This window comes from Marinobacter santoriniensis NKSG1, assembly GCF_000347775.1.
GTDB lineage: Bacteria > Pseudomonadota > Gammaproteobacteria > Pseudomonadales > Oleiphilaceae > Marinobacter > Marinobacter santoriniensis.
In genome coordinates this window covers 1-16,197 of record NZ_APAT01000023.1, presented here as the reverse complement: position 1 = coordinate 16,197, position 16,197 = coordinate 1, and the positions used below count along the sequence as shown (strand labels likewise).

Annotated in this window: 18 protein-coding genes; 6 read left to right on the top strand and 12 right to left on the bottom strand. The window is 58.3% G+C overall.

All coding sequences use genetic code 11. The annotated features are described in order from the left end of the window. The first annotated feature begins 3 nt into the window (after positions 1-3). From MSNKSG1_RS15570 to MSNKSG1_RS15560, 3 genes are read left to right on the top strand one after another with little or no spacing between them, the layout of a single operon-like run. A complete protein-coding gene (locus MSNKSG1_RS15570) occupies positions 4-585 on the top strand; it encodes a DNA-3-methyladenine glycosylase I (protein ID WP_008940252.1) in 582 nt (193 codons plus the stop codon). 58 nt (positions 586-643) lie between these two features. After that, positions 644-949, top strand: coding sequence for a DUF6482 family protein (locus MSNKSG1_RS15565; RefSeq protein ID WP_008940251.1), 306 nt, complete (start codon positions 644-646; stop codon positions 947-949). Then, positions 946-1,401, top strand: a complete 456-nt coding sequence (locus MSNKSG1_RS15560; RefSeq protein WP_008940250.1) for a DUF3429 domain-containing protein — start codon at positions 946-948, stop codon at positions 1,399-1,401. Before MSNKSG1_RS15565 ends, MSNKSG1_RS15560 begins: the two co-directional genes overlap by 4 nt. Before the next feature lie 5 nt (positions 1,402-1,406). Here the strand turns inward: MSNKSG1_RS15560 and MSNKSG1_RS15555 are convergent, their stop codons facing one another. From MSNKSG1_RS15555 to MSNKSG1_RS15520, 8 genes are all read right to left on the bottom strand, one after another. Further along, entirely contained in the window at positions 1,407-2,405 is a 999-nt protein-coding gene (locus tag MSNKSG1_RS15555; protein WP_040886997.1) for a sigma-70 family RNA polymerase sigma factor, read from the bottom strand. A 185-nt stretch (positions 2,406-2,590) separates the two neighbouring features. Continuing rightward, positions 2,591-4,042, bottom strand: a complete 1,452-nt coding sequence (locus MSNKSG1_RS15550) for an aspartate kinase (protein ID WP_008940248.1) — start codon at positions 4,040-4,042, stop codon at positions 2,591-2,593. 50 nt (positions 4,043-4,092) lie between these two features. After that, a complete protein-coding gene (gene ectB, locus MSNKSG1_RS15545) occupies positions 4,093-5,361 on the bottom strand; it encodes a diaminobutyrate--2-oxoglutarate transaminase (RefSeq protein WP_008940247.1) in 1,269 nt (422 codons plus the stop codon). Positions 5,362-5,548: 187 nt separating this feature from the next. Further along, complete coding sequence (gene ectA, locus MSNKSG1_RS15540; RefSeq protein WP_008940246.1) at positions 5,549-6,064, bottom strand: diaminobutyrate acetyltransferase; 516 nt, start codon at positions 6,062-6,064, stop codon at positions 5,549-5,551. Positions 6,065-6,220: 156 nt separating this feature from the next. Beyond that, positions 6,221-7,165 carry a metallophosphoesterase family protein gene (locus tag MSNKSG1_RS15535; protein WP_008940245.1) on the bottom strand — a complete coding sequence of 315 codons (945 nt, stop codon included), beginning with the start codon at positions 7,163-7,165 and terminating at the stop codon, positions 6,221-6,223. Positions 7,166-7,169: 4 nt separating this feature from the next. Beyond that, positions 7,170-8,573 (bottom strand): sodium:solute symporter family transporter, encoded by a 1,404-nt coding sequence (locus MSNKSG1_RS15530; RefSeq protein WP_008940244.1) that lies wholly within the window; start codon positions 8,571-8,573, stop codon positions 7,170-7,172. A gap of 402 nt (positions 8,574-8,975) precedes the next feature. After that, positions 8,976-9,941 carry a radical SAM protein gene (locus MSNKSG1_RS15525; protein ID WP_008940243.1) on the bottom strand — a complete coding sequence of 322 codons (966 nt, stop codon included), beginning with the start codon at positions 9,939-9,941 and terminating at the stop codon, positions 8,976-8,978. Between the two features lie 57 nt (positions 9,942-9,998). Next, positions 9,999-12,197 (bottom strand): FAD-dependent oxidoreductase, encoded by a 2,199-nt coding sequence (locus MSNKSG1_RS15520; protein ID WP_008940242.1) that lies wholly within the window; start codon positions 12,195-12,197, stop codon positions 9,999-10,001. A 188-nt stretch (positions 12,198-12,385) separates the two neighbouring features. Here MSNKSG1_RS15520 and MSNKSG1_RS15515 point away from each other — a divergent pair, with 188 nt between their 5' ends. Next, positions 12,386-13,006 carry an RNA polymerase sigma factor gene (locus MSNKSG1_RS15515; RefSeq protein ID WP_008940241.1) on the top strand — a complete coding sequence of 207 codons (621 nt, stop codon included), beginning with the start codon at positions 12,386-12,388 and terminating at the stop codon, positions 13,004-13,006. After that, positions 13,000-13,260, top strand: a complete 261-nt coding sequence (locus MSNKSG1_RS15510) for a zf-HC2 domain-containing protein (RefSeq protein ID WP_040886996.1) — start codon at positions 13,000-13,002, stop codon at positions 13,258-13,260. The genes MSNKSG1_RS15515 and MSNKSG1_RS15510 overlap by 7 nt, the downstream gene beginning before the upstream one ends. Before the next feature lie 19 nt (positions 13,261-13,279). Here MSNKSG1_RS15510 and MSNKSG1_RS18760 read toward each other — a convergent pair whose 3' ends face one another. From MSNKSG1_RS18760 to MSNKSG1_RS15495, 3 genes are read right to left on the bottom strand one after another with little or no spacing between them, the layout of a single operon-like run. Beyond that, positions 13,280-13,606: a glutaredoxin family protein gene (locus MSNKSG1_RS18760; protein ID WP_008940239.1), complete on the bottom strand. Its 327-nt coding sequence runs from the start codon at positions 13,604-13,606 to the stop codon at positions 13,280-13,282. Positions 13,607-13,666: 60 nt separating this feature from the next. Next, the gene (gene nrtS, locus MSNKSG1_RS15500) at positions 13,667-13,996 is read right to left on the bottom strand and encodes a nitrate/nitrite transporter NrtS (protein WP_008940238.1); all 330 of its coding nucleotides are present in this window, start codon (positions 13,994-13,996) and stop codon (positions 13,667-13,669) included. 24 nt (positions 13,997-14,020) lie between these two features. After that, a complete protein-coding gene (locus MSNKSG1_RS15495) occupies positions 14,021-14,365 on the bottom strand; it encodes a hypothetical protein (RefSeq protein WP_227498047.1) in 345 nt (114 codons plus the stop codon). A gap of 222 nt (positions 14,366-14,587) precedes the next feature. Between MSNKSG1_RS15495 and MSNKSG1_RS15490 the strand changes: the two genes are divergently transcribed. After that, positions 14,588-15,337 carry a YiiX/YebB-like N1pC/P60 family cysteine hydrolase gene (locus MSNKSG1_RS15490; RefSeq protein ID WP_008940236.1) on the top strand — a complete coding sequence of 250 codons (750 nt, stop codon included), beginning with the start codon at positions 14,588-14,590 and terminating at the stop codon, positions 15,335-15,337. Between the two features lie 9 nt (positions 15,338-15,346). Here MSNKSG1_RS15490 and MSNKSG1_RS15485 read toward each other — a convergent pair. Further along, on the bottom strand, positions 15,347-16,197 hold an 851-nt coding region (locus tag MSNKSG1_RS15485; RefSeq protein WP_008940235.1), incomplete at its 5' end, for a putative bifunctional diguanylate cyclase/phosphodiesterase.

Genomic DNA, 16,197 nt, shown 5'->3' with positions numbered 1-16,197 from the left:
CCCATGAGCGAGCCACAGCGATGTCCCTGGTGTGGTAACGATCCACTCTACGTTCATTACCACGACACGGTTTGGGGACGCCCGGAATACGACAGTCTGGCGTTGTTCGAGAAACTCTGCCTGGACGGGCAGCAGGCAGGTCTGAGCTGGATCACCATACTGCGCAAGCAGGACGCTTACCGGGAGGCCTACGATCGGTTCGACCCGGAACGGATCGTGCGTTACGACGACCGCAAGATCGAGGACCTGCTCGGCAATCCGGGGATCATCCGCAACCGACTGAAAGTCCAGTCCATCATTCGCAACGCCCGGGGCTATCTGGCACTTCGGGATCAGGGAACGGAGTTCGCCGAGTTTCTCTGGTCATTCGTGGATCATCAGCCCATCCAGAACCGATGGCGAACCCTCGATGAGGTGCCGACCACAACGCCGGAATCGGTGGCCATGTCGAAAGCCCTGAAAAAGGCAGGGTTCAACTTTGTCGGCCCCACCATCGTCTATGCCTTCATGCAGGCCACCGGCATGGTCAACGACCACCTGGTTACCTGCCCTCAACATTCGGTGTGTTCCGAGCTGTCAAAATGATCCTCTGGTGATTCAGGGTCGTAATTAGGGGGTGAGTCAACTAACCCGGAGCCCGATTGTGAGAATCACCCTCGACGAACTCAGAAGCACGCGGGATCTGGTCATCGACCTTCTTGAAATCATCTCTCTGGAAGGCCAGCGCTACATGGCACGGCTGGTGATCGATGGGCAGACGTTGCTGCTTTCCGACCCGGACCAGAAGACCCGGCTGTTTCGGAGCGCCTGGGAAATTCAGGATACGCTGGCTTCCTTCCAGGTGCGGGAAACCGAGGTGGTTCATCCGTCTGCCTACCACGAGATGGTCGGTATGGCGTCCGGCCCGATCGAGCCCATGCGCATCAAGGTCCAGAGGCAACGCCAGTGATTTCCGTCTCGCGACTGGCGGTTCTGGTGGGGATCGCCGGACTCATACCGTTCATTCTCGGCGTGGTTGGTCTCTTCCTGATTCCGGGAAGCAGCGTCGCAATCATGGGGTATTTCTACCTCTACAGTGCCGGCATCCTGGCCTTCATGGCCGGGGTCTACTGGCCGATTGCAATGCAGCTCGAAGATCGCTGCTACCCGCTCTCCCCCCTGGTCACCATGCTTCTGAGCCAGGTCTTCTTCGTGACCGCAGGTGTGGGACTCCTCCTATCTACCCACGTCCAGATCGTCCTGTACACGCTGGCCTACCTTGCCCTGTACGTTGTCGATGCGCGATGGATGCGGATTTACTGGCCGGATTGGTACCGGCGCCTGCGACTGGTGCTGACCACGGTCGTGCTTACCTGCCAACTGACCGTGGCGGCCTGGTTTCTGTTGTTGCACGGCGCCTGAGAGGGTCAGGCGCCGTAGGCATCGTCCGGACCGTCGAAGCGACTCTGCAATTTGCGCAGCGCGCCCTTCTCAATCTGCCGCACCCGCTCCCGGCTGATGCCCAACTGATCGGAAATGACCTGCAGGGTCTCCGGTGCGGGGCGATCCAGGCCGAACCGTCGGGTGAGGATATCCTGCTCACGTTCGGTCAACTCGCCCAGCATGCGCCGCAGTGCTCGCTGCCGGTCTCTCTCGGACATCGGATGGTCCGGTGTCATACTGCCACGACCCTCGAGGCTGTCTCCCAGGGTCAGGGCACTGTCCTCGATCAGGGGCGTTTCGGTGGAAACCTCACGCGATGCCAGGGCCCTCAGCTCACCAATCCGGGACGGTGAGGCTTCCATTTCGCGGGCCAGTTCGGCCTGGGAAGGTTCTCGACCGAGTTCGCGGTTGAGTCGTAGCGAAACCTTCTGCAACTTGCGGATCTCATCGACCACATTCTCTGGCGTGTGAACCACACGGGTACCTCGCTGAAGACAGCGTTTGACCTCTTCACTGATCCACCAGTAGGCGTAGGTTGAAAACCGGAAACCCTTGCCAGGATCAAATCGTTCTGCCGCCTTGATCAGGCCGACGTTGGCATCCTGGATCAGATCCGACATCGGAATACCGTTCTGACCAAACCGGCGGGCGATGTGCACTGCCAGGCGGAGGTTGCTCTGAATCAGCTTCCGGCGGCAGGCCATGGCAAGGTGGTAGGCCCTCCGACAGCGGGTGGAAAACGCGCAGGCATCCCCAAGGCTGCCCATGACTTCACGGAAGGTCTGGGGCGTGTCCTCGGGCAGGGCCAGCTCACGGCTGACGACCCGGAAACAGAGGGTCAGTTTTCGGGAAAGACGACGTTCCTGTTCGTCGGAAAGCAGGTCGTATCGGGACGCATCCCTGAAATACAGCCCGACCAGGGAATCCCTTTCGCCATCGCGGGGCAGAGTCGGAGACGGTCCCATAGTGTCAGTGTGTAACATGACGTCGGGTCCGATCTTGGTCTGAGAATGTACAGGGAAATACGAGGCAGGGTGGTCACTGGATCGGCCACGCCCGGCCAAAACACTCACACAGGATGAGGCGGCCGGCCGGGCGCCCGATCTGGAGGCAAGACATCCTCCATTACCCGCTAACGAAGCGACCGGTTTCGTCTGCGGGCAACCTCTTACTCGATTGATGCCGCCACGATCGCGTATTCGTGGTTATGCGGTTCAATCAAGGCGCCGTGCAGCGCGACAATGGCCTGTTCGTAATGGTCTTCATCAATCACGAACTGGATGTCCACCTGGCGCATGCATTGATGCACGGCCAACACACTGATCTCACGATCCGCCAGCGACTTCACAGAGCGGGCGAGAATCCCCGGCACTTTCATGTCACTGCCGATGGCCGATACCAGGGCCACCTTGCGAGTGCTGATCTCAGCGTTGGGGAACTCCTGTTCCAGCGCCTTGACCACCCGTTTGATGTGCTTGAGCGTGGTATCCACGTAATGGGTGATGGTATTGGCGTTGGTGTCCTTGGACATGAACCGGACCTTGAAGCGGCTCAGCACGTCCAGAATCTTCCGGTCGGAGCCCGGCTCACCCTGCATGTCCTGGTCGAAGACTTCGATGGCGAACACGCCCTTGGCACCCGCGACGATCTCCACCTGCGCTGTCTCGCTGATGTAATCGCCGGTGATCAGCGTACCGGTATGCTCCGGCTCGAAGGTGTTCATCACCCGAAGCGGAATCTCGTTCTGACGGAGGCCCTTGCCGGCCCGGGGGTGAATCGCTTCCATCCCCAGGTTGGCGAGCTGATCCGCCACGTCGTAGTTGGTCCGGCCCAGCGGCACCACCTTGTCTTCGCCAACGATTTTCGGATCGGCGGAGCTCAGGTGATATTCCTTGTGGATGATGGCTTCGCGGGCATGGGTAATCACCGCCACCCGGCTGAAGGTCATCTCGCTGTAGCCCCGGTCGAAGGTCCGCATCAGACCTTCCTTGCACTGGGCGTAACCGGTCACAATCGGCAACTCGCGGGTCAGATCGACGTTGTCGAACGCCTGCTTGAGCTTTTCGTCCAGCGGCAAAAGTTCCGAATCACGCCAGCCGGTCAGGTCGACAAAACGGGCATTGATGCCTTCCTGCTGCAATTTCAGGGCGGTGTTGAAGGCACTGTGGGCCTCACCGATACCTGCCAGCATCTCCCGAACCGTCAGCAGATGCTCTTCCAGCTGGAACTGGCCATAGGAGCACAGGCGCTGCAGATCGATCAGACATCCCCGGACACCTTCAATACGGTCGGTGATGAACTGGTCCGCCTGCTGTTTGAGCATCGGGTCCTCGAACAGCTCGCCGTTAAAATCGGTCAGGAACTGGATCAGCTTGGTGAGATCGTCGCCCCAGGCCCAGTCCGATTCGGCGTCGGCAAACAGGGCATAGACGCCCGGCTCGCCGGTCTTTTTGTGTTCCAGCAGTTCGTCGGTCACGCCGCCATAGGCGGACACCACGAAGATACGCTGGTAGAGGTCGTCCTTGGTACGCTGGCCAACAATGATGTTGTCGCGCACGGCCTCGTAGTTACTCATGGAAGTACCGCCGATTTTCTCGACGGTATGTTGTGCAGTAGTCATAAGTCGGCCTTCGCTATCCTGCGGAATGAATGTCCTGGAATGAAGGCGTCTTACGACGCCTCACTCACACCTTCCTGCATGATTTCATCGACACTCTCGGCCAGCAGGGCGGCACCTTTCTTCAGGTCTTCCTCGCTGGTGGTCAACGGCATCAGGCACTTGATGACTTCGTCATTGGGACCACTGGTCTCGATGATCAGGCCATGTTCGAAGGCACGCTTGGTAATCGGACCGGTCAGATCCGCGTCCTTCGCCTCGATACCCCGCATCATGCCACGACCCTTCATTTTGAATTCGGTCGGGTACTTGTCGCAAATAGCTTTCAGGGCATCGCCCAGTACCTTGGATTTCGCCTTCACCTCGTTGGCAAAGGCATCGTCCTTCCAGTAGGTCTCAACCGCAGTCCGGGCAGTGATAAACGCCATGTTGTTGCCGCGGAAGGTACCGTTGTGCTCGCCCGGATCCCAGACGTCCAGTTCCGGCTTGAACAGCACCAGCGCCATCGGCAGGCCGTAGCCACTCAGGGACTTGGACACGGTCACGATGTCCGGTTTGATACCCGCGAACTCAAAGCTGAAGAACTCGCCGGTACGACCGTTGCCCGCCTGGATGTCGTCCAGGATCAGCAGGATGTCGTGCTTCTTACACAGATCCGACAGGCCCTTGAGCCATTCAGCACGGGCGGCGTTCAGACCGCCTTCGCCCTGCACCGCTTCAACGATGACGGCAGCCGGCAATTCAACACCTGAGGAGCTGTCAGACAGCACCTTGTCCATGATCTTCAGGGTATCGACATCCTCGCCCAGGTAGCCGTCGTAGAACATGAAGTCGACATTGCCCAGCGGGGTGCCGACACCACCACGGTGGTGTTTGTTACCGGTCGCGGCGACCGCACCGGTGGTCACGCCGTGGAAACCGTTGGTGAAGGAGATGATGCCGGTACGGCCCTTCACCTTGCGCGCCAGCTTCATGGCCGCTTCGACACAGTTGGTACCGGTGGGGCCGGTGAACTGCATCTTGTAGTCCAGTCCGCGCGGCTCGAGGATATGCTTCTTGTACGACTCGATGAAGTCGTGCTTGGCCGTGGTGAACAGGTCCAGGCCCTGGCTGACGCCGTCGGCCTCGATGTATTCAAGCAATGCCTTCTTGAGGATGTCGTTGTTGTGGCCGTAGTTCAGTGAACCGGCACCGGCCAGAAAATCCAGGTACTCCTTGCCGTCTTCGGTGTACAGATGCGCATTCTTGGCGCGGTTAAAAATCACCGGAAAGGCACGGGAGTAAACACGTACTTCGGATTCGGTCGACTTGAAAATTTCCATTGTCTTGCCTCTTAGCATGTCAGGTTCGAGGTAAATGCGCGGGAGCCTGCCGGTTGGTATCTATCGGTCGCGACAAGCCCGCCGTGCGTTGGTTTAAGCCTTAACAGCGGGCCCACCTCGGGCGGCCCACCGGCTAGTCCAAATCACAGTCAGTCATTCACGATGCTTGATCGTGAACTCAGGGCTCTCAGACAGGCTTCGTGAAAGGCCCGATGCGCAGCAGGAACTCGGAGTCGTGCTTGCCGCCAAAATGGGTCTCTTTCTCGAAGTGCTCGTGGTAGGTGAGCTCGGCTCCCATATCACGGGCGAATGAACGGAACAGCGCCCATGAGGCCTCGTTGTCGGCGGTGATGGTCGTTTCCATGTGGGTCACGTCTTTGCACGCATCCCGGGAAACGATCTCTTTCAGCATCCGCTTGGCGAGACCCTGTCCACGACCTTTCTCGTGAACGGCCACCTGCCAGACAAACACGGTCTCGGGCTGTTGGGGAGGGATGTATCCGGAGATAAAGCCGACCAGATCGCCTTCCTTCTCCGCGGCCACGCCGGTTTCGGCAAAGTGGCTGCACTGCAACAGGTTGCAGTAAATCGAGTTGGGGTCCAGCGGGGGGCATTCCGCCACCAGCTGGTGAAGCCGGAAGCCATCATCCTTCGTCGGTTTGCGGAGGCTGATGGCGGTGGTATTCGAACCTTCTGATGTCATAACGTGATCAATTCGCTTCAAAAGTTAGTGCTGAATTATATAGACCACAAAATATATTTCAAGTCAGCGGAAAACAGGCCCTCTGCCGAGAACCCTGCCTCGTCCTATCAATAATAGACCCGATTGCAGCATTCGCCAGTGACATTCGGATGACAGTCAGGCAAGGAACCGGACATCGCCGGGCAGCAGGGTCGTCCCCCCCAGGAGCCGGTTGCGATAGGAGAGCGCGGCGTCGGAACCGGGTGGCCAGAGGGCATCGAACCGCTCCATCCACGCCTCATGATCAAAGGCGACTGGCTGCAGCGAAAACTGCAGATCGTGACAGTCTGTCGCGACGACAGGCTCAACGGCGCCGTCTGCAGCACTGATACGGGCAATCAGACCCCGGCGGTCCGAACTCAGGTTACCCATGCCCGCGGATCCGTTGTTCACCACTACCCGTTCTCGTCCGTTAACACTGCCAGTCCAGAGCACAGGCAGGCAGGTATGTGTGCAGACAATGGCATCCGCACCGGTCGCCTCGAACCAGGATTCGAGCTGTTTTCGATTGCCGTCTGCGAACGCCTCATGGGCCAGACCCCAGCCGGCTATAGACTCCGGATCGCCGTGCAGCACCAAAATCTTTAGGCCTCCAAACATCAGGCATCGGAATCGGGGCAGTCGACCCAGTTTTTCCATCAGGTCCGGCTGATCCCTGGCAATGTCCTGCAGCCTGGAAATGATGCGATTGGAACGTTCGACGACGCCCTGATCGACAAAATCCGGATAGGCGCAACCACACCCCGCACCCGGACTGGGATTCGCCAGCTCATACTCGACGTTCCCGAGGCAGGCCATATGTCGCAACACCCGGGCGTTGATCTCGCGGAACAGGTCGTCGCTGGCGTTGAACCAGTTGAAGTCACCATTGAAGACCAGCCGGACTCTGCGTCCGTTACGCGCCTCCTCAGCAGCCATTCGCTCGATTTCATTCAGGGCCTCAATATTCCCGTACAGTCCGCCAACGACGTAGAGCACATCTTCCGTGATCCGGACGGGATCGTCGCCCAGCCGCGACGGGGAATATCGGTACGCCAGGGGACAGCTGCGCCCTTCCTCCATGGATTCAGGCCTCCCCGGCTGCCAGTGAACGACCCGCGAGCCGGCGGATCGCCAGGGGCAGGAAGAAACCGGCGCTACAGATCAGGAAGCCCCGGGCATTCACACCGAGCAGGAGCGCGTATTTGCCATCACCGATCGCCCAGCTCGCCGGGATCATGCCAATGGCCAGCAGAACGCCCAGTACCAGTCCGGACCAGAAGCTCAGGTGAAAACTCCAGGGCGACCATCGGGTAAATCCGTAGAACAGGAACACCGGCGCCAGCCCCATCACCATGGTCCCTGAAATCGTGGTCGCCTTGAGGATATCGGTACCGGCAAACATCGGGATGTTCCCCAGAAGGGCAAACACCACCATCACGACCGCGCCCACGCGCACACTGGGCAGGCGGTCCCTGGCCCGCTGTGCCAGGCGGGGCAGATCCACCGCCATGGACTTGGCCAGCGAGGTAAAGGTGGAATCCAGCGTTGAGCCTGCGGACGTCATCATGACCACGCTCATGAAGAACAGAGCCGCCAGACCGAGCGACTGCCCCACCGCCGCCGGCGCATTGCCCATGGGATCCAGCCCCTGCAGCCGGGCATGCACACCCACCAGACTGAAGATGAATACCGCAACAAACCCGAGCAGACCGGCCACCACGAAGCTCTTGAGCATGGTTTTCTCCCGGTTCACAAAACCCCGGTCCGTCAGCACCGGATCGTGGAAGGGATAACTGAACATCTGCAGCAGTGCCACAAGCAGCAGGTCAAACCCGGCATCCAGGCGAAATTCGCCATTGCTCAACAGAGCGCTGGTGTCGTTGGCCGGTATGATGAGGAACAGGACGGCGCCCACGAAGAAAACGAACACCACCGCCTGGATCACGTCGGTAAAAATCGAGGACCGCAGACCGCCCTTCAGGCTGTAGGCGAGGGTGAACACGGTAAACAGCATGGCCGCGGTGTAGTACTGCCATTGCCCAGGCAGCCCGAAGTAGCCACCCACCACCGCGGTGTTACTCCAGACTTCGTTATAGAGCCGGATCAGAATCGCCGCCGCAAACGCCAACGCCGCCAGCCGGCCGAACCGGGAGGTGAGAAAGTCCTGCAGACTCCGCGCCCCGGTCTGCGTCCGGATCAGGTAAATGATGTAACCAGCCACCGGAATCGACAGCCAGTAACTCGCGTAAGCCAGCCCCCCGACTACGCCGTAGGCCGCCCCAAGATTGGCCGCGTTGGTCACCGACTTGGCGAAAATCCAGCTGATAAAAATACTCGCCGTCAGTGACCACTGACCCACCGGATTGCCCTGATCATCCGCGCCTTTGTAAAACGAATTCGCATTCTTGCTCTTCGGCGACAGCACGTACATCACCACGCCGTACACCAGCAGGAACCCCCAGAACAGGGAGGCTTCAGTAAAGTTCATTGTTCGTTCCAGCTCTTTGTTTTTGGACCCGGGACATCGCCCGGGATTACATCATTCGGAGATAACGTAGCTGGAAGGTAGGGAGACCAAAAAAACGCCCGTGAACCCATCCGTGGGGGGCTTGGTCGCGCCATCCCTGGCGCTCCACATTTTTTGGTCTCCCTACCTCCCATCTCCTCGTTCAACCATGGCAGTTCAGTCCCCGAGTCCGTGAGATCACCCGAACGCCAAAGAAATCTTTGCTTTTTTCTTTCTTCACGACTGGCAAAGCCGTTTCCGCGGTCTGGGGGTGGGGGTTCTTTCTCCGCCAGAAAAACGTGTCCGAGCGAAGCGAGTTGTTTTTCCAAGGAGAAAGAACCCCCACCCCAAGACCGCCAATGCCCAGCTATCAGTCCTACCGAATCAAGGCGCCGAACAACTAGCCCCGAACCGATAACAGGCAAAACACCGGTGATGCCGCAACATAATCCTCTCGTCCATGCTCTCGGCCAACGTGCCCCCCAGGTCATACTGCGGATCGTCATCCACCAGCGTGCACGCATACACCCGCACCTGATCGTCCTTTTTCACCAGCATCCGGGTATAGGTGCACATGAAATGGGCCCGCGACTCTTTTGTCGGATACTTCTCCATGCAGGTTTCTGTCACCTCCGGACTGCCGTCCTCCGAACCGGGTGTACCCAGATCCGGAAAGGCCGTGAACGCCAGATCCTCGGGAATTCGCCACTCCCGGAAAATGGCCCGGAACGCGGCTTCCACGTCCGCCGGAATCTCCGTCGGATCGGTCTGACGGGCGATCGATACCTTGAAGCCCTGATCGATCAGCCAGCGGATGCCCTCCAGCGCCTGCTCAAAACTGCCCTCGCCGCGATCCTTGTCGTGGCGGGCGCGGTCCGGAAAATCGAGGCTGACCCGGAAATGGATCGGATACGGGTTCTGCAGCAACGGCAACACCTGGTGCCGGCGCTTCAGTAGCGGTTCGGTGGCGTTGGTGAGTACGAAGCAGGGCCGGTGTTGGCTGGCGTAATCCAGGATGTTGACGAAATCCCGGATCACAAACGGCTCGCCACCGGTGAAGGAAAACTGCTCCACCCCCATGTCGAGGGCTTCGTGGATAAACGGCTTTACGTCAGAGAGCTTCATGCCCGGGATACGGCCATCACCCGGATGAGACCCCTCCAGGCAGAACGGACAGGCCAGATTGCAGGCCGTGCCCGTGTGGATCCAGAGCTCTTTCAGCTGGTCCGAATCGATGTAGCCACGGGGATCACCGTTTCGGGTATGGGTCCAGCTGTCCGAGGCCCTGGGTTCCAGGACCTCCACAGCGGGGATACGTCTACGCGCCTCTCGGGCTTCGGTCAGGGGCATATCTGCTCCTCATGCTTGAACGACTTCCATTCCACTGACACCAACGCAACGGCTTTGTTACACGCCTTTGCCAGCAGACATCTGTTTACGGTTGGCCTGGCCGGACTTGCCCCGCCGCCAGCCATGGAGTTTCTCCAGTAACCTGAGCACGCCCGCTGGCGCGTGGGCGCGCTTCCATTCACCGGCAGCGTATTTGGCTGCCTCGTTCCAGGTCGGGTAGGGGTGAATGGTCCCCAGAATCTTGTTCAGCCCGAGGCCGTGTTTCATCGCCAGGGTAAACTCCGCCAGGATCTCACCCGCATGCGCGCCGACCACCACGGCTCCGAGTATCCGGTCTTTGCCCGGCGGGGTGAGCACCTTGATAAACCCCTGCGCCTCGCTTTCCGCAATCGCCCGGTCGAGATCATCCAGCCGGTACCGGGTCAGCTCGTAGGCAATGCCTTTCTCTTTGGCCTCTGCCTCACTGAGCCCCACCCGAGCCACTTCCGGCGAAGTGAAGGTTACCCACGGCATCACCCGATAATCCACCTTGAAGCGCTTGAACTGGCCAAACAGCCCGTTCACCGCCGCATACCAGGCCTGGTGCGCGGCGGCATGGGTGAACTGGTAGGGGCCGGCGACATCGCCACAGGCAAAGACATTCGGATATCGCAGGCTCATGTCTTCTTCCACCGGCACCGTGCCATTGGGCAAGGTCTCGATCCCGAGCCTCTCCAGGTGGAGGCCCGAGGTATTGGCCGCACGGCCAACGGCGACCAGCACCTCATCGAAGGGAATCCTGACCCGTTCGCCCTCGTGTTCGCAGTAGGCGACCTTCTCACTCTCTTCTATCCGGAACTCCGCGGCAGCATGGCCCAGAAGAACGCGGATGCCGTCCTCTTCGAACTGTTTTCGGACCATGTCCGCCACGTCCGCATCTTCCCGGGGCAGCAAACGCTCACCCCGTTCCACCTGAACAACCTGGCTCCCGAGCCGGGCAAAGGCATGGGCCAGCTCGCAACCGATGGGGCCACCGCCCAGCACCAGCAGACGTTCCGGCTGATCCTGAAGTTCCCACAGGTTTTCGGAGGTCAGCGGGTTCATGTCTTTCAGGCCCGGAATCGGGGGCATGGCCGGTTTACCGCCGGTGGCCACAACGATACTCCTTGCGGTCAGCCTCTCGGTACGACCATCCGTGTGCGTCACTTCCAGTTCCCAGGGAGATACGAAGCTGGCCTCGCCAGAGATGCAATCCACACCCAGCTTGCGGTAGCGCTCCGGGGAATCGTGGGGCTCCACCTGGGCAATGACATCCTTGACCCGGTTCATGATGTTCCTGAACGAACCTTTCACCGGGACCGCTTCCAACCCGTAACGATTGGCATGACGCAGCGTATCCGCCGCCCTGGCACTGCGGATGAGCGCCTTGGAGGGCACACAACCCGTATTCAGGCAATCGCCACCCATTTTGTCTTTCTCGATCAGTGCCACTTTCGCTTTCACAGCCGCTGCGATATAGGCGGACACCAGCCCGGCGGAGCCGCCACCAATGACCAGCAGGTTGTAGTCAAAGTGCGTCGGCTTCTTCCAGCCCGCATACACTTTACGGCGGCGTAGAAAGCCCACAACGAACTTGGCGATGAGAGGAAACAGGCCGAGGAGGGCAAAGGACACGAGCAGGTCGGCGGAAACGATATCGCCCGTAGACTGGATCTGACCAAGCTGGGTACCTGCATTTACGTAGACAAAAGTGCCCGGCAGCATGGTAATCCAGCTAATCAGGGCATAGGTGCACAGTTTCATGCCGGTCAAGCCCATGGCCAGGTTGATCAGGAAAAACGGAAAAACCGGCACCAGACGCAGAGTTGCCAGGTAAAAGGCACCATCTTTTTCGATGCCCCTGTCGATCTTGGCAATGGTGTCCTTGTAACGCTGCTGCAAGGTATCCCTTAACAGGAAACGCGCCACCAGAAACGCCAGTGAAGCACCCACGGTCGACGCAATGGATACCGCGGCCAGGCCATACAAATTTCCAAAGAAGGCACCTCCGGCCAGGGTCATGATGGTTGCACCGGGCAAGGAAAGAGCGGTCACAAGCACATAAATTGAAGCATAACCGAGAACCGCCGCCAGGAGGTTCCGACCAATCCACTGTGCCACCGCCGCCTGGTTGGCCTGAAGATTCTCCAGGGTAAGCAATTTATCGCCGTCAAGGCCGATAAATAAAGCCACGATCGCAGCAATAACCAGAACGAGTAAAAGCTTGCTTCGATTCATATTCATTCCTGTAAAAGATCTATAAAACAGTACGCTGTTATTGCCTAGACACGATCACCCGCTGGAAATTACATCGTCCTTGAATTAATATTTTTGAGCAATCACTACAAATTATCGGAACTTTTCCGGAATACGAACCACTATAAAAACACCGTGATTCAAACCAGATTGACGAGGAAAGGAAACCCATGGCCACCCCGGTGCACCTGGAAACCGAAGTGTCACTGATCGATGCGCTCAAGCGCGGTGATTCAGCAGCGTATGAGACAGCCGTGCGCGAATACTCTTCCGGTATGCTGGCGGTCGCCCGGTTTTACCTCGATCCCTCAAGCGCGGAAGAGATTGTCCAGGACTGCTGGGTGACCGTAATTGATGCGGTTCAGAAGTTTGAGGGACGCTCAGGACTCAAAACCTGGCTGCACCGCATCGTCGCCAACCGCTGCAAGAACCGTCTTCGCACCGCCAACCGGGAAGTTCCAACGGAATTTTCCGAAAGCCTGGAGCCCGAACTGGCAAACCGCTTCAACGCCAAAGGGCGCTGGAACCTGCCGCCGCAACTGCAGTTTCACGACTCCGCAGACACCCTCATGGAGAACGGTGCCCTCAGCGACTGCCTGGACAAACACCTTTCCGCCCTGCCGGAAACCCAGCGCTCTGCCCTCATGCTCTACGAGGCCCACCAACGCAAATCCGAAGATGTCTGTAACATTCTCGATGTCAGTGCCTCTAACCTGCGTGTTCTTTTACACCGTGCGAGGCAGAAGATCTTTCTCATGGTGGAAACCTTCCAGGAGACAGGCGAATGTTAATGTGCAGGGATCTGGCGACCATCGCCAGCGACTACATCGACGGCGAGCTCAGCGGCCGGCAGAACCTGTCTGTAAAAATGCACCTGCTCATGTGCCGGGACTGCCAAACATTTATCGGCAACCTGCGGGCAAGCAGCGAACTGATGAACGCCCACTCTTCGAGGAAGCTCAGCAACGAGTTTCTACGCCGGATTGATGAGCGGGTTGCACGGGCTCTTGCAGAGAAAAAATCAGAAAACCAGAACCAAAGCTGACGTGGCTTATTGAACGCCACTATCGGATGATGCCTGCGTCTTTCAGGCGCTGTTCAAATCGACCGACCGTGAAGCCGTGCATCCGCTGACCGCCAATGATGAAAAAGGGTGTGCCCCGGCCGCCCAGCCGTTTGAAAGCGCTTAGCGCCGCGTCTGACGAAGTGATATCAAACTCACGATAATCAATTTCGTGAGCGCGCAGATACGCCTTGGCCGCCTCGCATCCCGGACAGAAGGGTTGGGAAAAGAGGTAAATCTGAGAGCCAGACGCAGCCCCGGCCGACTGGCCACCAACAAGAAGCCCTATGGACACTGCAACGGCCCGCAACAGTTTCTCGATGCGCATTGTTTCCTTCCCTAAACTGACGGAACTATGGGGGAGATCATCGTTCAATTTGCCGCACGGTCAGAACCTGCCAAACTCTTGCCTGGACGCCTTTCTCGCTTCTTCGTGAACAGCTTGCTCAGCAGCTTCCGTCGCCCGAAGCAGATACAGATCCTTGCTCACGCTGGTATAGGTGGACACCAGGTACGGCACGCAATAGGTCAGCACGACTTTTAGCCAGTTGATCGAAGCCGGGCCGGTCAACGCTTCCCATTGATTGATAAACACCAGGAGCGTACCGACCACCGCAGCCAGCCGGGCGGCACGCCGAGGCGTGCCATCGCTGAAAGCGAGCTCGCATGCCGCTCCGCATCGGCGAAAAGAGTGAGCATATTTCCATTGGAAAGGCATTAAAACCTCGCTGTCAGCCCAGTGTTATCTGAAAAACGCCTGAAAGACCCGCTCGGTCTGGGGCGATCTGAGGTCGTCCAGGCCAACGAGGAGAATGTCTGGCGCCCGGCTTTCGGAGGGAAACCCGACTCGCTTGCCGGGAAATACCTCGGCAAGGTCTTTGCCAAGCGATTTAATCGCCATATCCGGCTTAAGCAAGGTTGCCACCACTAAGGGCACATCATCCCAGGTATTTTTTACCAGTTTAAGCACATCCTCAAAACTTCCCGCTTCCGAGGTCACGCTACTGGACACAATAACACCGGCGGGCCTTCCTGAGGATTTTCCGGCGACCGGCGCGAAGCCAATTTTCGTCAGCAGTTCTGTCATCGGTTTACGGATGAAAGGGTGGGGGCGGGCAAGCACAACTTCTCTAGGCATAACAAACTCCTGACGAACCGATTCAGCGTGATGATAACGTCAAGACACCAACCGGGCTTATTTGTTACACCCATTCATCAGCGCGACACATTAACGGACGGCCGGGCTGTAACATTTTTTGTGAATATCTGTCTTCGTAAAAACTATAGGAACCGTGAAACCGGAGGCCACATGCTACTGAATTGGTTGTCGAGGCGGCTGGCCGCCTATCTCTCCAAACAGATCCAATGCCACTCCGTAAGGACCTCCACCTGGCAAGCGCTGCAGAGCACTATCCAGCCAGGCGACGTGCTGTTGGTGGAAGGTAAGACACGAATCAGCATGGCGATCAAATACCTGACCCAGTCGACCTGGTCCCATGCCGCCCTGTATCTGGGCCCGGATGCCGGGCTGAGTGCTGGCGATGGCGAATCAAACGTTCTGGTTGAGGCGGATCTTGAGGAAGGCATTCGATCACTGCCCCTGTCCTTTTACCGACACACCCATACCCGTATTTGTCGGCCGGTTGGGCTCAGTGACCATGACCTGCGACACCTGGTCGACTACGCGAAAAGCCGACTGGGGCATCAATACGACCTGAAAAACGTCTGGGACCTCGCACGTTACCTCTGCCCCACGCCGCCGGTACCCAACCGTTTCCGCCGATCCATGCTGGCCCTGGGCAGCGGTGACCCAACGCGAGCGATCTGCTCCACGTTCATTGCCGAGGGCTTTCAGTCAATCCGGTATCCGATTCTGCCGGAGCGCCTCGAAGATGAAGACGATCACCCGGATGCCGAGGCCCAACGGCGTGAGTCTTTCCAGATTCGTCACCATTCGCTGTTTGCCCCACGGGATTTTGACGCTTCGCCCTATTTCGAGGTTATCAAACCCACCCTGGCGCAGGGATTCGATTACCGGCAATTTCAGTGGGCGGAATGAGCCGTCCCTTCATGCAGTATCCGGATCGACCTCGCTCTGGAATCCGGCCAGCCTGGGCTTGCCCAGGAGAAAACCCTGCAGTTCGTCGCATCCCGCCAGAACAAGCCAATTAGCCTGTGCCTCTGTTTCCACACCTTCGGCAATGACCTCACACCCCATGTTGTGCGCCATCGTAATGATGGTGTTGCACAGAACTTGATCCTGTTCATTGTGTGGCAAACCCGTTACGAATGTGCGATCAATTTTGATTCGAGAGACGGGCAGGCTCTTGAGGTAGGCCAGGGACGAATAGCCCGTACCAAAGTCGTCCACGGCCAGAGCCAGACCTTGCTCACGGAAGCGGTTCAGGGTGGCCATGGCGCGCTCAACATCCTCCATCAAAGCGGTCTCGGTTATTTCCAGCTCCAGCTGCTGGGCGCCAACTTCGAAGCGACTTAGCTGACGGGATATCCGGTCTGCAAGCCCAGGATCATGGAGTTGCAAGGCAGAAACATTGACCGCGATACGGCCCATAAATCCCTGATCCGACCAACGCTTCAATGCCTCCACGGCCTGTTCGAGAACCCAGTCGCCAATTTTCAGGATCAGACCGGTTTCCTCAGCGAGAGGAATAAACTCTGTCGGAGAAATCGCGCCGAGCAGGGGATGATGCCAGCGCAGAAGGGCTTCAAATCCGGTGTTCCGTCGGAGACGATCGAACTGGGGCTGAAAGTACAGCTGCAGCTGATGGTTCTCCACAGCAGTCTTGAGACCGTGAATCAATGCCTGTCTGTGCAGAACCTGGTCGCCGAATTCCGAGGCAAAAAACTGCACCCGCTGGCTCGGCGATTTTTTCGCCCGATGCATGGCGATTTCCGCAT